This window comes from Cupriavidus sp. FW305-F7, assembly GCF_058782875.1.
In genome coordinates, this window is sequence record NZ_JBYSYC010000037.1 from 49254 (window position 1) to 63644 (window position 14391).

17 protein-coding genes are annotated in these 14391 nt (G+C 69.1%); all 17 read left to right on the forward strand.

The window, feature by feature from the left end; genetic code table 11:
* The first annotated feature begins 120 nt into the window (after positions 1-120).
* The 17 genes from AC3WL8_RS28550 (at position 121) to ccmI (ending at position 14388) form a co-directional block, all read left to right on the forward strand.
* Positions 121-654 carry a hypothetical protein gene (locus AC3WL8_RS28550; RefSeq protein ID WP_211981027.1) on the forward strand — a complete coding sequence of 178 codons (534 nt, stop codon included), beginning with the start codon at positions 121-123 and terminating at the stop codon, positions 652-654.
* Between the two features lie 110 nt (positions 655-764).
* Positions 765-1982 (forward strand): phosphoglycerate dehydrogenase, encoded by a 1218-nt coding sequence (gene serA / locus AC3WL8_RS28555; RefSeq protein ID WP_013952468.1) that lies wholly within the window; start codon positions 765-767, stop codon positions 1980-1982.
* A gap of 722 nt (positions 1983-2704) precedes the next feature.
* Positions 2705-3100, forward strand: coding sequence for a winged helix-turn-helix domain-containing protein (locus AC3WL8_RS28560; protein ID WP_492379345.1), 396 nt, complete (start codon positions 2705-2707; stop codon positions 3098-3100).
* A gap of 94 nt (positions 3101-3194) precedes the next feature.
* Positions 3195-3362 carry a periplasmic nitrate reductase, NapE protein gene (napE, locus tag AC3WL8_RS28565; RefSeq protein ID WP_013952465.1) on the forward strand — a complete coding sequence of 56 codons (168 nt, stop codon included), beginning with the start codon at positions 3195-3197 and terminating at the stop codon, positions 3360-3362.
* A 107-nt stretch (positions 3363-3469) separates the two neighbouring features.
* Complete coding sequence (locus AC3WL8_RS28570; protein WP_013952464.1) at positions 3470-3808, forward strand: chaperone NapD; 339 nt, start codon at positions 3470-3472, stop codon at positions 3806-3808.
* Positions 3805-6300: a periplasmic nitrate reductase subunit alpha gene (gene napA / locus AC3WL8_RS28575; protein ID WP_013952463.1), complete on the forward strand. Its 2496-nt coding sequence runs from the start codon at positions 3805-3807 to the stop codon at positions 6298-6300. The genes AC3WL8_RS28570 and napA overlap by 4 nt, the downstream gene beginning before the upstream one ends.
* Positions 6301-6324: 24 nt before the next feature.
* On the forward strand, positions 6325-6813 hold the full coding sequence (locus tag AC3WL8_RS28580) for a nitrate reductase cytochrome c-type subunit (protein ID WP_013952462.1): 489 nt from the start codon (positions 6325-6327) through the stop codon (positions 6811-6813).
* A gap of 12 nt (positions 6814-6825) precedes the next feature.
* Positions 6826-7413: a NapC/NirT family cytochrome c gene (locus tag AC3WL8_RS28585; RefSeq protein ID WP_041228817.1), complete on the forward strand. Its 588-nt coding sequence runs from the start codon at positions 6826-6828 to the stop codon at positions 7411-7413.
* 3 nt (positions 7414-7416) lie between these two features.
* Entirely contained in the window at positions 7417-8097 is a 681-nt protein-coding gene (ccmA, locus tag AC3WL8_RS28590) for a cytochrome c biogenesis heme-transporting ATPase CcmA (protein WP_013952460.1), read from the forward strand.
* Positions 8094-8771 carry a heme exporter protein CcmB gene (gene ccmB, locus AC3WL8_RS28595; protein ID WP_492379335.1) on the forward strand — a complete coding sequence of 226 codons (678 nt, stop codon included), beginning with the start codon at positions 8094-8096 and terminating at the stop codon, positions 8769-8771. Before ccmA ends, ccmB begins: the two co-directional genes overlap by 4 nt.
* Positions 8768-9559, forward strand: a complete 792-nt coding sequence (locus AC3WL8_RS28600) for a heme ABC transporter permease (RefSeq protein ID WP_013952458.1) — start codon at positions 8768-8770, stop codon at positions 9557-9559. Before ccmB ends, AC3WL8_RS28600 begins: the two co-directional genes overlap by 4 nt.
* Positions 9556-9699 carry a heme exporter protein CcmD gene (gene ccmD, locus AC3WL8_RS28605; protein WP_013952457.1) on the forward strand — a complete coding sequence of 48 codons (144 nt, stop codon included), beginning with the start codon at positions 9556-9558 and terminating at the stop codon, positions 9697-9699. Before AC3WL8_RS28600 ends, ccmD begins: the two co-directional genes overlap by 4 nt.
* Entirely contained in the window at positions 9696-10169 is a 474-nt protein-coding gene (gene ccmE / locus AC3WL8_RS28610; RefSeq protein ID WP_013952456.1) for a cytochrome c maturation protein CcmE, read from the forward strand. Before ccmD ends, ccmE begins: the two co-directional genes overlap by 4 nt.
* Complete coding sequence (locus tag AC3WL8_RS28615) at positions 10166-12184, forward strand: heme lyase CcmF/NrfE family subunit (protein ID WP_492379336.1); 2019 nt, start codon at positions 10166-10168, stop codon at positions 12182-12184. The genes ccmE and AC3WL8_RS28615 overlap by 4 nt, the downstream gene beginning before the upstream one ends.
* Complete coding sequence (locus tag AC3WL8_RS28620) at positions 12181-12723, forward strand: DsbE family thiol:disulfide interchange protein (protein ID WP_013952454.1); 543 nt, start codon at positions 12181-12183, stop codon at positions 12721-12723. Before AC3WL8_RS28615 ends, AC3WL8_RS28620 begins: the two co-directional genes overlap by 4 nt.
* Entirely contained in the window at positions 12716-13186 is a 471-nt protein-coding gene (locus AC3WL8_RS28625) for a cytochrome c-type biogenesis protein (protein ID WP_013952453.1), read from the forward strand. The genes AC3WL8_RS28620 and AC3WL8_RS28625 overlap by 8 nt, the downstream gene beginning before the upstream one ends.
* Complete coding sequence (gene ccmI, locus AC3WL8_RS28630; RefSeq protein WP_211981024.1) at positions 13183-14388, forward strand: c-type cytochrome biogenesis protein CcmI; 1206 nt, start codon at positions 13183-13185, stop codon at positions 14386-14388. The genes AC3WL8_RS28625 and ccmI overlap by 4 nt, the downstream gene beginning before the upstream one ends.
* Positions 14389-14391 lie beyond the last annotated feature (3 nt).

Genomic DNA, 14391 nt, shown 5'->3' on the forward strand with positions numbered 1-14391 from the left:
CGGCCCCGCACCGAGCGGCCGGTCCAGGCTGGCGCCGCCTGGCGCCAGCCGGTGTTGCACGGGCCGGCCTGACGGACGGAGAATGGCGAGATGCGGGCATCTCGCCCGCAGGAGAGCGCCATGCAATCCCGCACGCCATTCTGGTATATCGGCAAACTGTGCGTTGCCGCTGTCGTGCTCGGCTCGCTTGGGGCCTGTGCGACCTTGCAGCCGGAACAGACCGGCAAGCAAATGATCGGCAGCCCTGAAAGTGCCGTACGCAGTACATTCGGATCCCCCACCGAGACCTACCGCCTCGCCGACGGCACCACCCGCTGGATCTGGTCGCGCCAGCCCCTCGGCCATGAGGTCTATGCCGCTGATTTCGACGCCGGCGGCAAGCTCACCGACTATCGCCAGATGCTGACCGAGACGGAGATCTACCGCGCCCAGGTCGGGACCTGGACCAAGAAGGATGTGCAGGAGCGCTTTGGCCTGCCGCGCGAGCCCATCCAGTACTACCCCCTGATGAAGCGTGAAGCCTGGTCCTGGCGCATGTACAAGACTGGCTTGCAGACCGCGCATTTCAGTTGCTACTTCGATGACGCCGGCGTGCTGCGCCAGACCATGATCATCGTCGACCCGCTCGGCGGCGACTCGCGCCACTCGCGCTGAAGCGAGGCCGGCGAGGCAGCCGGTGCCATTGCCGGCAGCAGGGGCTCCCCGGCCCACGGGCCTTTTTGCGCGCAGAATGGTGGCGATGCGGCAACCGCCGCCAACCCTCCATGCGGAAAACGAACGTGACCACTGCGATCCTGCTCGAGAACATCCACCAGAGCGCCAACGCCCGGCTGACTGAAGCCGGCCTACAGGTCGAGCGCCGCACCGGCGCCCTGGCCGGTGCCGAACTGCGCCAGGTGCTGGCCAGCCACGACGTGGTCGGCATCCGCTCTGCCACCCACCTGCGCGCCGACGACATCCGCAGCGCGCCCGGGCTGCTCTCGGTTGGCTGCTTTTGCATCGGCACCTCGCAGGTGGACCTGGAAGCCGCCACCGCCGCCGGCATCCCGGTGTTCAACGCGCCCTTCTCCAACACCCGCTCGGTGGCCGAACTGGTGGTGTCCGAAGCGGTGATGCTGCTGCGCCGGATCCCGGAGAAGAACACCCTGGCACACGCCGGCAAGTGGGCCAAGGGCGCCGCCGGCGCGTTCGAGGCGCGCGGCAAGACCATTGCCATCGTCGGCTACGGCAATATCGGCTCGCAGGTGGGCGTGCTGGCCGAATCGATGGGCATGCGCGTGGTGTACTACGACGTGCTGGCGCGGCTCTCGCACGGCTCTGCGCGCGCTGCGGGATCGCTGGAAGAAGCGGTGTCGCAGGCCGAAGTGGTGACCCTGCATGTGCCAGCCACGCCGCGCACGCGCAATATGATCGATGCGCGCATCCTGGCCGCCTGCAAGCCGGGCGCGATCCTGATCAATGCCTCGCGCGGCAGCGTGGTGGACATCGCCGCGCTGGCCGCGGCGCTGCGCGAGAAGCGCCTGGGCGGTGCGGCCATCGACGTGTTCCCGGAGGAGCCGAAGACCAACAACGACCCCTTCGTCAGCGAACTGCAGAACCTGCCCAACGTACTGCTGACCCCGCACGTGGGCGGCAGCACCGAAGAGGCGCAGGAGAATATCGGCACCGAAGTGGCGGCCAAGCTGGCGCACTTCCTGGCCACCGGCGGCACCATCGGCGCCGTCAATTTCCCCGAGGTCGATCCCGGCCCGCTGCACGCGCCGGCGCGGCTGCTCAACGTGCACGGCAATGCGCCGGGCGCCCTGGCGGCACTGAACACGCTGCTGGCGCAGGAGAGCGTGAATATCACCGGCCAGCACCTGCAGACGCGCGGCCACACCGGCTATGTGGTCACCGACCTCGACCGCGTGCCGTCAGACCAGTTGATGCAGGCGCTGCGCACTCACGCAGGCTTTGCCCGCTCGCGGCTGATCCTGCGATAGGACAGCGGCCGCCCCCAAGGTCAATTGTCACAAAAGTGTCATAACCCTTAAGAAGATCGCCCCGACCTGACGCCCTTCCGCAGAAATATTGCCGAGCACTTATGATCCTGTCCGCCGCAGGCGGGCAAGGGTGGCGGTGACGGGCATCGCCCCCAAGGAGAGTGCATTGCATCCCTTTGCCAACCACGCCGTGAGCGGCGGCCCGCTGCCGACGGTGCTCGCTTCCAAGCTCGCGCCCCCCGTGGCGCACCCCGCCACGATCGGCCGGCCGCACCTGGTCGCGCGCATGGCGCAGGACCGCGCGGCCCGCGTGATCCTGGTGCGGGCCGCGGCCGGCTTTGGCAAGACCACGCTGATGCAGCAATACGCGGAGTCCTGCGCAGCGCAGCAGCACGCCACGGTATGGCTGCGCCTGGATGCGGGCGACAATGACCTGGAACGGCTGCTGGTCCACCTGGACGCCGGCCTGGCCGCGCTGCGCGGCGGCAAGCGGCGCGGGGCGGCAGTGCAGGAGCCGGCCAGCGGACCGCGCCTGGCGCACCGCATCCTGGGGCAAGTGGGCGCCGCGGCGCAGCCGTTCGCGATCGTGCTGGATGATTTCGAGACCTTGCAGAGCCCGCCGGCGCTGGACCTGGTGCAGCAGCTGATCGAGGTGATGCCGCCCTGCGGCACGCTGGTGATCGGCTCCCGCACCGCGCCGGAAATCGGCCCGGGCCGGCTGCGTGCGCGCGGACAGTTGCTGGAGATCCCGCCCGCCGCCCTGCATTTTTCCGTCGACGAGGCTACGCAACTGCTGCGCGGAAGCTGCGGCCTGCCGCTGCGCGACAGCGACATTGTCGCGCTGCACCGCCGCACCGAAGGCTGGGCCACCGCGATCTACCTCGCCGCGCTGTCGCTGCAGCAGCGCAGCGACCACGCCGCCTTTGTCACCGCGTTTTCCGGCACCCACCTGGAACTGGGACATCCTGGCGCGGCAGTCCGACGCGTGCCGCGCCTTCCTGCTGGAAACCAGCGTGCTGGGCCAGCTGAGCGCACCGCTGTGCGACGCAAAGCCGCACAGAAGCGGTGGCACTGGGCCGCGCGCGCGGCCTGATCCCGTGAGCCGTGGGCACGGATAAGCGAGTGCAGTCTTGACACCTTGGCTCCTGCTTCCTTTAATGGTGTAACGCATCAGGTGTCTTGCCCGATCACTTTTGCCGATTACTTCAAGCCATGATGGAAACCGGTGAAGCCCACGATCCGCAGCGCAAGCAAGAAGAACTGCGCAGCTTCCTTTTCCTGACCGCCGTGATGGTGCCGGTACTCTCCGTCATCATCGTGGCGGGCTATGGGTTCATTGTCTGGATGACCCAACTGATCAGCGGTCCGCCGTCGCATTGAGCGGCCCGGCAAGCCCGGTGCGCAATACTGCCGCGACCGGGGCGGCATTTGACAAATAAAAACAAGCTGCAGCACAGACTGAAACGGCATCGAACCGGAGCTTGCGCATGCCCGCAGCAAGACGTGCCATCCCCATCCAGCCGCTGCCCGCGAGCGAAGAGTGGCATATCGCCGGCATCGTCGTGCATGCCATTCCCGACAGCCTGGCGCAGGTGCGCGCCGCGATCGAAGCCATTACCGGCGCCGAAGTCCACGCTGCCAGCGATGCCGGCAAGCTCGTGGTCACCATCGAAGCGCCCACCTCGCGCGCCATTGCCGCGCACCTGACGTACCTGCACCAGCTCGAGGGCGTGCTGTCGGCCGCGCTCGTCTACCAGCACAACGAAGACGCCGAGGCAATGCACGAAGCGATGGACCCGGCAATGAACGAGGAGGCAGGCACATGACCATCTCTCGTCGTGATTTCATCAAGCAGACCGCTGTCGCCGCGACCGCATCGGTCGCCGGCGTGACGCTGCCGGCCGGGGCCGCCAACTTTGTCACTGACAGCGACATGACCAAGCTGAAGTGGTCCAAGGCGCCCTGCCGCTTCTGCGGCACCGGCTGCGGCGTGACCGTGGCGGTCAAGGACAACAAGGTAGTGGCCACGCAGGGCGATCCGCTGGCCGAGGTCAACAAGGGTCTGAACTGCGTAAAGGGCTATTTCCTGTCGAAGATCATGTACGGGCAGGACCGGCTGACCAAGCCGCTCTTGCGCATGAAGAACGGCAAGTACGACAAGAACGGCGAATTCGCCCCGGTCACGTGGGAGCGCGCCTTCGACGAGATGGAACGCCAGTTCAAGCGCGTGCTGAAGGAAAAAGGGCCGACCGCGGTGGGGATGTTCGGTTCCGGCCAGTGGACGGTGTGGGAAGGCTATGCCGCGTCCAAGCTCTACAAGGCGGGCTTCCGCTCCAACAATATCGACCCAAACGCGCGCCACTGCATGGCATCGGCAGTGCAGGGCTTCATGCGTACCTTCGGCATGGACGAGCCGATGGGCTGCTACGACGATTTCGAGGCCGCCGATGCCTTCGTGCTGTGGGGCTCGAACATGGCCGAGATGCACCCGATCCTGTGGACCCGCATCACCGACCGGCGCCTGAGCTACCCCAAGACGCGCGTGGCGGTGCTGTCCACCTTCACGCACCGTTCCTTCGACCTGGCCGACATCCCGGTCATCTTCAAGCCGCAGACGGACCTGGCGATGATGAACTACATCGCCCACTACATCATCAAGAACAACAAGGTCAACAAGGACTTCGTCAACAAGCATACGGTCTTCAAGGAAGGCGTGACCGACATCGGCTATGGCCTGCGCCCGGAACATCCGCTGCAGAAGGCGGCCAAGAACGCTGCCGATCCCGGTGCCTCGCGCCCGATCACCTTCGATGACTTCGCACGCTTCGTGGCCAAGTACGACGCCGACTACGTCAGCAAGCTGTCGGGCGTGCCCAAGGCCAAGCTGGACCAGCTGGCAGAACTGTATGCCGACCCCAACGTCAAGGTGATGTCGCTGTGGACCATGGGCTTCAACCAGCATACGCGCGGCAGCTGGGCCAACAACATGGTCTACAACCTGCACCTGCTGACCGGCAAGATCGCCACGCCGGGCAACAGCCCGTTCTCGCTGACGGGGCAGCCGTCGGCGTGCGGCACTGCGCGCGAGGTTGGCACCTTCTCGCACCGGCTGCCGGCCGACATGGTGGTAACCAACCCCAAGCACCGCGAAGAGGCCGAGCGCATCTGGAAGCTGCCGGCTGGCACCATCCCCGAAAAGCCGGGCTACCACGCCGTGCTGCAGAACCGCATGCTCAAGGACGGCAAGCTCAATGCCTACTGGGTGCAGGTCAACAACAATATGCAGGCCGCCGCCAACCTGATGGAAGAAGGCCTGCCGGGCTACCGCAACCCGCAGAACTTCGTGGTGGTGTCCGATGCCTATCCCACCGTGACCGCGCTGGCCGCCGACCTGATCCTGCCCAGCGCGATGTGGGTGGAAAAGGAAGGCGCCTATGGCAATGCCGAGCGCCGCACGCAGTTCTGGCACCAGCTGGTCGATGCGCCGGGCGACGCGCGCTCTGACCTGTGGCAGCTGATGGAATTCTCCAAGCGCTTCAAGGTCGAGGACGTCTGGCCCGCCGAGCTGATCGCGAAGAAGCCGGAGTACCGCGGCAAGACCCTGTTCGACGTGCTCTACCGCAATGGCCAGGTCGACAAGTTCCCGCTCAAGGAAGTCAACGCCGAGTACCACAACGCCGAGGCCAAGGCCTTCGGCTTCTATGTGCAGAAAGGCCTGTTTGAAGAGTACGCCAGCTTCGGCCGCGGCCACGGCCACGACCTGGCCCCGTTCGACGCCTACCATGAGGCGCGCGGGCTGCGCTGGCCGGTGGTCAACGGCAAGGAGACCCGCTGGCGCTACCGCGAGGGCAGCGACCCTTACGTCAAGGCCGGCACCGGCTACCAGTTCTACGGCAACCCCGACGGCAAGGCGGTGATCTTCGCCCTGCCCTACGAGCCGGCAGCCGAATCGCCCGACAAGGAATATCCGTTCTGGCTGGCCACCGGCCGTGTGCTGGAGCACTGGCATTCCGGCTCGATGACGCGGCGCGTGCCGGAGCTGTACCGCGCCTTCCCCAACGCGGTGGTGTTCATGCATCCGGAAGACGCCAAGGCAATGGGGCTGCGCCGCGGCGTTGAGGTGGAAGTGGTGTCGCGGCGCGGGCGCATGCGCTCGCGCGTGGAGACCCGCGGGCGTGACGCGCCGCCGCGCGGGCTGGTGTTCGTGCCGTGGTTCGATGCCAGCCAGCTGATCAACAAGGTGACGCTGGACGCCACCTGCCCAATCTCGCTGCAGACGGACTTCAAGAAGTGCGCGGTCAAGATCGTCAAGGTCTAGCCCGGAATCGAACAGGGAGACGCCATGAAACCAAGCCGATCCTGGAAGCCCCTGCTGGCCCTGTGTGCGCTGCTGCTGGCCGTGCTGGCAATGCCGGCGCACGCCCAGGGCCTGGTCGACGCGATGCGCGGGCCCACACCCATCGCCAGCGAGACCAAGGCACCCATCATGTACCCGACCGAGAACAAGGACATCCGCCGCACCCGCAACTACACCATGCAGCCGCCGACGATCCCACACAAGATCGACGGCTACCAGGTCGACAAGGACTTCAACCGCTGCATGTTCTGCCACGCCCGCACGCGCACCGAGGAAACCCAGGCGATCCCAGTCAGCATCACGCACTACATGGACCGCGACAACAACGTGCTGGCCGACGTCTCGCCGCGCCGTTACTTCTGCACGCAATGCCATGTGCCGCAGGCCGACGCCAAGCCGCTGGTGGGCAACACCTTCGTTGACGTCGAGCAGATGCTCAAGCGCAAGCCCGGCGTCAAGGGCTCATCCAACTAGCGGATGCGCGCCATGCTCGACCTGATCAAGCGTTACTGGCGAACCATCAACCGGCCCAGCGCGTATTTCAGCCTGGGCTTCCTGACGCTCGGCGGCTTTGTCGCCGGCGTGGTGTTCTGGGGCGCGTTCAACACCGCGCTGGAGCTGACCAATACCGAGCAGTTCTGCACCGGCTGCCACGAGATGCGCGACAACGTCTACCAGGAGCTGCAGGGCACCATCCACTTCACCAACCGCAGCGGCGTGCGCGCCAAATGCTCGGACTGCCACGTGCCGCACAACTGGACCACCAAGATGGCGCGCAAGATGCAGGCGTCCAAGGAGGTCTGGGCCAAGATCTTCGGTACCGTCGACACCCGCGAAAAGTTCCAGGCACACCGGCTCACGCTGGCGCAGCACGAGTGGGCGCGCTTCAAGGCCAATGATTCACTGGAATGCCGCAACTGCCACGACTACCAGTCGATGGACTTCACGCGGCAGAGCCCGCGCGCGCAGGCCATGCATTCCACCCACCTGGCCAACAAGGAGAAGACCTGCATCGACTGCCACAAGGGCATCGCGCACCATCTTCCCGACATCTCCAAGGCCGAGGAGAAATGACGCGTGCCAGTCCGCTCGCCCGCGCCGCCATCCGAGCTTCCGCCTGAGTCCCCACGTTGCGCCGCCCCCGTGCTGAGCGCGAGCGGGCTGGCCATCTCGCGCGCCGGACGCCCGGTGTTGCGCGGCATCGACCTCGACCTCGCCCCCGGCGGCCTGCTGCAGGTACTCGGCCCCAACGGCAGCGGCAAGACCAGTCTGCTGCGCGTGCTGTGCGGGCTGGCCATGGCCGATGCCGGCACGCTGCACTGGCGCGGCCGCCCGGTGCGCGCCGCCGACCCTGACTATCAGCTGGCGCTGGCGTATGTCGGCCACACCAATGGCATCGACCCTGACCTGAGCCCGGCGGAAAACCTGCGCTTTGCCGCGCGCCTCGCCGGATCGGACGACAGTGCCGATGGCGTCGCGCGCGCCCTCGCCGCGCAAGGGCTGGAGCGGCTCGCAAACGCGCCGGTGCGCACGCTCTCGCAAGGGCAGCGGCGGCGCGTCGCACTGGCGCGCCTGTCGCTGGCGCAGCGCGCCTTGTGGCTGCTGGATGAACCAGTGACCGCGCTGGATGCCGATGCCTGCGCGCGCTTCGATGCGCAGCTCGGCACGCACCTCGCCGCCGGCGGCATGGCCGTGATCGCCACGCACCAGCTGCTGCCCGCGGGCGGCGCGGTGCTGCAACTGGGGGCGCCGGCATGATGCGCATGCTCGCCGCCATCGTCGCGCACGATGTCTCGCTGTCCTGGCGGCGGCGCGGCAGCCTGCTCGGCGGCGTGGTGTTCTTTGTCATCGCCGCCAGCCTGTTCCCGCTGGCAATCGGCCCCGAGCCGCAGCAGCTGCGCGCGCTGGCTCCCGGCATCCTGTGGGTGACGGCACTGCTGGCGTCGATGCTGTCGCTGTCGCGGCTGTTCGCGCAGGAGCATGCCGACGGCAGCCTGGACCAGCTGCTGCTGTCGCCGCATCCGCTGGCGCTGCTGGTGCTGGCCAAGATCGCCGCGCACTGGCTCACCAGCGGCCTGCCGCTGCTGTTGCTGACACCGCTGCTGGCACAGCAGTATGGGCTGCCCCTGGGCGCATCGCTGCTGCTGGCGGCGTCGCTGCTGGTGGGCACGCCGGCGCTGAGCCTGATCGGCGCGGTCGGCGCGGCGCTGACGCTGGGCGTGCGCGGCGGCGCGGTGCTGCTGTGCATCCTGGTGCTCCCGCTGTGCGTGCCGGTGCTGGTGTTCGGCGCCAGCGCCGCGGCCGCTGCCGATGCCGGGCTTGACGTGATGCCGCAGTTCTCGCTGCTGGGCGCCTGCCTGGCGCTGTCGCTGTTCCTGTGCCCGCTGGCCGCCGCCGCCGGGCTGCGCATTGCCATGGAGACGCCGGCATGAGCCAGCCGCTGCCATCCGTCCACCCCGCTGCCGCGCCGCGGCCCCCGGTCCGCGGCGGCTGGCTGGCCTATGCCGCGCCGGTGCGCTTCTATCCGCTGGCCGGGCGCATGGCCTCATGGTTCTTTGCCGCGGCGGCGCTGTTCGCGCTGGCGGGACTGTGGCTCGGCTTTGGCGTGGCCCCCACCGATGCGCAGCAGGGCGAGGTCTACCGCATCATTTTCATCCACGTGCCGGCGGCGTGGATGTCGATGTTCATCTACCTGGTCATGGCCGGCTACTGCGCGCTGGCACTGGTGCTGCGCACGCGGCTGTCGTCGATGATGGCCTCGGCGCTGGCGCCCACCGGCGCGCTCTTCACCGCGCTGGCGCTGTGGACCGGTGCGCTGTGGGGGCAGCCCACCTGGGGCACCTGGTGGGTCTGGGATGCGCGGCTCACCTCCGAGCTGATCCTGCTGTTCCTGTACCTCGGCTTTATCGCGCTGGAAGCGGCCATCGACGAGCCGCGCCGGGCCGAGCGCGCCTGCGCGGTGCTGGCGCTGGTGGGGGTGGTCAATATCCCGGTGATCTATTTCTCGGTGCAGTGGTGGAACACGCTGCACCAGGGCGCATCGGTCAGCCTGACCGCGGCGCCGTCGATGGCGGCCACCATGCTGGCTGGCATGCTGCTGATGACGATGGCGTGCTGGATGTACACGGTGGCGGTGGCGCTGGTGCGCGTGCGCTGCATCCTGCGCGAGCGCGGCGAGGTGCCGCACGGCCCTGCCATGGTTCCCGGAGAGACCTCATGACGCTGTCCTCGCTGCTGCCCTACGGGCATCACGGCATCTTCATCGCCGGCGCCTTCGGCGTGAGCGCGCTGCTGCTGGCGCTGGAGCTGGTGCTGCTGGCCCGCCGCTGCCGTGCCACGCGCCAGGAAGCCGGCCAATGACGCCGCGCCAGCGCCGCTTCGGGCTGCTGGCCGCGGCGCTGGCCTGCTGCGGCATCGCGGCGGCGCTGGTGCTCAATGCCTTCCGCTCCAACCTGGTGTTCTTCTTCAGTCCCAGCCAGGTCGCCGCGCAGGAAGCGCCGGTGGCACGCAGCTTCCGGCTGGGCGGGCTGGTGGCGCCCGGCTCGATCCGGCGCGAGGGCGACGGCATGACGGTGCGCTTCGTCGTCACCGACACGGCGCGCCAGGTGCCGGTGCGCTACCGCGGCCTGCTGCCCGACCTGTTCCGCGAAGGCAAGGGCGTGGTCGCGCGCGGCCAGCTGCAGGCGGACGGCACCTTCATCGCCAGCGAGGTGCTGGCCAAGCACGATGAAAACTACATGCCGCCTGAAGCCGCCGACGCGCTCAAGCAGGCCGCGCAGGTGAACCGCCGCATGGCCGAAGCCGCGCCGGCACAGGGAGTACGCCAGTGATCGCGGAACTCGGCCATTTCGCGCTGATCGTGGCGCTGCTGGTCGCGCTGGTGCAGGCCGTGGTGCCGCTGGCCGGGGCCGCGCGCGGCCAGCTGGCGTGGATGGCGCTGGCGCGCCCCGCCGCGCGCGTGCAGTGCCTGCTGGTGGCGCTGTCCTTCGCCGCACTGACCTGGTCCTTCGTCAGCAACGACTTCAGCGTGCGCTATGTCGCCGCCAACGCCAACAGTGCGCTGCCGCTGGCGTACCGCATCGCCGCGGTCTGGGGCGGGCACGAGGGCTCGATGCTGCTGTGGACGCTGATGCTGGGCCTGTGGTCGCTGGCGGTGTCCGCGTGCAGCCGGCAGCTGCCGCTGGCCGCCGTGGCCCGCGTGCTGGCCGTGATGGGCGCGATCAGCGCCGGCTTCCTGGCGTTCCTGCTGTTCGCCTCCAACCCCTTCGTGCGGCTGCTGCCGCCCGCAATGGAAGGCCGCGACCTCAACCCGTTGCTGCAGGACCCGGGCATGGTGTTCCACCCGCCCCTGCTCTACATGGGCTACGTGGGCTTCTCGGTGACCTTTGCCTTTGCCGTGGCGGCGCTGCTGGCCGGGCGCGTCGATGCGGCCTGGGCACGCTGGTCGCGGCCGTGCACCACGGTGGCGTGGGCCTTCCTGACGCTGGGAATCATGCTGGGCAGCGCCTGGGCCTACTACGAGCTGGGCTGGGGCGGCTGGTGGTTCTGGGACCCGGTCGAGAACGCCTCGTTCATGCCGTGGCTGGCCGGCACCGCGCTGATGCATTCGCTGGCGGTCACCGAGAAGCGCGGCGCCTTGCGCGCCTGGACCGTGCTGCTCGCCATCTTCACCTTCTCGCTGAGCCTGCTGGGCACCTTCCTGGTCCGTTCCGGCGTGCTGACCTCCGTCCACGCCTTCGCCGTGGACCCGAAGCGCGGCATCTTCATCCTGGCGCTGCTGGGGCTGGTTACCGGGCTGGCCCTGGCACTGTATGCGTTGCGCGCGCCGCGACTGGCGCGGCGCGTGGCGTTCGCGGCGGTCTCGCGCGAGTCGATGCTGCTGGCAAACAACGTGCTGCTGGCGGTGGCCGCCGCCACGGTGCTGCTGGGCACGCTCTACCCGCTGCTGGTCGATGTGCTGGGGCTGGGCAAGATCTCGGTCGGCCCGGCCTACTTCGAGCAGGTCTTCGTGCCCTTGATGGCCCCCGCGGTGCTGTTGATGGGCGCCGCGCCGCTGGCGCGCTGGCGCCACGGCAGCCTGCCCGACATGGCGCGCCGCCTGCGCTGGGGCGCCGTGGCCAGCGCGGCCATCGGGCTGGGGCTGCTGCTGGTGCTGCGCAATGCCTCGGCGCTAAGCGGGCTGGGGCTGCTGCTGGCGGCCTGGTGCGTGCTGAGCGCCGTGACCAGCCTGGCGGCGCGGCTGCGCCAACAACAGGGGCGCCGCCTGGCCGCGCTGCGCCAGTTCACACCCAGCTACTGGGGCATGCTGCTCGCCCACGCCGGCGTGGGCGTCTTCATCGCCGGCGTGACGCTGGTATCCGGCCAGGAAAGCCTGCGCGAACTGCCGATGCGCGCCGGCGAGAGCGTCAGCGTGGGCGGCTATGACTTCCGCTTTGCCGGCGTGACCCAGGCCGGCGGGCCCAACTACGACGCGCTGCGCGGCACGCTGGTGGCCGCGCGCGATGGCAAGCGAGTAGCACTGCTCCACCCCGAGCGCCGCATCTACCGCAGCCAGGACATGCCCACCACCGAGGCCGCGATCGACAGCGGCGTGGCGCGCGACCTCTACGTGGCGCTGGGCGAGAACGTCGATGGCAGCGCCTGGGCCGTGCGCATCCACGTCAAGCCCTTTGTCGACTGGATCTGGGCCGGCTGCGTGCTGATGGCGCTGGGCGGGCTGCTGGCCGTCTGCGACAAGCGTTACCGGCTTCGCCGCCGTGCCGCCAATCCTGCCACCGCGCCAGCCGCACCGGATGTGCCCGCAGTGCCGGCATTGGCCTCCGCCCATGAGGAGACGCCCGCATGACGCGCTTCCTGCTGCCGCTGGCCGCCTTCCTCGCCCTTGCGGTCGCGCTGGCCGCCGGGCTGCGCCACGACCCGCGCGAACTGCCCTCGCCGCTGGTCGGCAAGGCCGCGCCGGCGTTCCGCCTGCCGCTGCTCGAACCCGAAGGCCGCACGCTGGCCAGCGCCGACATGCGCGGCAAGGTCTGGCTGCTGAATGTGTGGGCGTCGTGGTGCGCGGCCTGCCGCACCGAGCATCCGCTGCTGGTGGATTTTGCCGCGCGCTCGCCGGTGCCGCTGTATGGCCTCAACTACAAGGACGAGACCGGCGCCGCGCGCGACTGGCTGCAGCGGCTGGGCAACCCCTATGCGGCTTCGCTGGTCGATGCCGACGGCCGCGTCGGCATCGACTACGGCGTCTACGGCGTGCCCGAGACCTTTGTCATCGACCAGCACGGCGTGGTGCGCTACCGCCAGGTGGGCCCGGTCACGCGCGAGGTGCTGGAGCGCAAGCTGATCCCGCTGATCGAGCAGCTGGAACGGCAGGGAGGCAGCCATGCGTAGCCGGATCCGCACGATGCTTGCCGTGTGGCTTTGCTGCGTTTCGCTGCAGGCGACGGCGCTGACGGAAGCGGAACTCGATGCCCGCGTGCACGCGCTGTCCAACGAGTTGCGCTGCCTGGTCTGCCAGAACCAGACCCTGGCCGACTCCAACGCCGACCTTGCCGTCGACCTGCGACGCCAGATCCGCGCGCAGTTGCGCGGCGGCGCCAGCGACGAGGCGGTGAAGGACTACCTGGTGCAGCGCTATGGCGACTTCGTGCTGTACAAGCCGCCGTTGCGGCCGCTGACGTGGCTGCTGTGGTTCGGCCCGCTGTTGCTGGTGGCCGGCGTGGCGGCCGCGATCGTGCGTGCGCGCTCGCGCAATCGCCAGGCGGATGCGACGCTGGACGCCAGCGCGCAGCGCCAGCTTGCGGACTTGCTGGACGAATCGGCCACAACATCCGTGGAGCACCGCCAGCCATGACCACCTTCTGGCTGCTCGCCGCCGCCCTGATCGCCGCCACCACGGCCTGCCTGCTGTGGCCGCTGCTGCGCCGCCGGGCGGTGCCAGACCCGGGCACGCCGGAACGCACCTTGCTGGTTGACCTGTACCACGACCAGTTGCGCGAGCTGGACACCGACCTGCGCGGCGGCACCCTCACCGCGGCGCGCCACGCCGAAGCCCGCGACGAACTCGGCCGCCGGCTGCTCGATGACGCCGCCGGCGCCGCCACCGGCACGGGACGGGCCGGCACCTCGCCGCTGCTCGCCGCGCTGCTGCTCGCAGTACTGCCCAGCGCCGCCATCCTGCTCTACCTGCACCTTGGCAACCCGGTCGCGCTCTGGCGCGCCGACGACCTGCCCGAAAGCACCGGCAACCAGCACCAGCTGAGCGGCGCGCAGGTCGAGGGCATGGTGAACCAGCTCGCGCAGCGCCTGCGCGAGTCGCCCGGCGACGCGCAGGGCTGGGCCATGTTGGCGCGCTCATACAGCGTGATGGAACGCCATGCCGACGCCGCCGCGGCCTACGCGCGGGCCGTTGAACTGGCGCCGGACGTGGCCGCGCTGCGCTCCGACTACGCCGATGTGCTGGCCAGCCTGCACGGCGGCTCGCTGGAAGGCCCGCCCATGGCGCAAGTGCGCCAGGCCCTGGCGCTGGACCGGGACGACCCCAAAGCGCTGGCGCTTGCGGCCAGCGCCGCGGCCGAACGCGGCGATAAGCAGGCGGCGATCGGATATTGGGAGCACCTGTACCGGCTGCTGCCCGCGGATTCGCAGACAGCGGCGCGCATCGCCGCCAACCTTGCGGCCGCGCGCGGCACGGCTGCCGCGGCGCAAACCCCGAAGATCACCGGCATGGTCACGCTCAGCGAAAAGGCCGGGCGCACGCCGCAACCGGGCGACACGCTCTTTGTCTACGCGTTGCCCGCTGACGGCTCACGCATGCCGCTGGCAGTACTGCGCCGGCAGGCGCGCGATTTGCCGCTGTCGTTCACGCTGGAGGATGCGATGGCGATGCGGCCCGATCACCGGCTGTCCGGACAGCAACAGGTCATGCTTGAAGCGCGGATCTCGGCCAGCGGCAGCGCCTTGCCGAAGGCCGGGGACCTGGTAGGGCGCACCGGACCGGTGGCAGTCGGCACCGAGGGCATCCGCATCGCTATCGACGGCACGATCGCGCCATAGTGG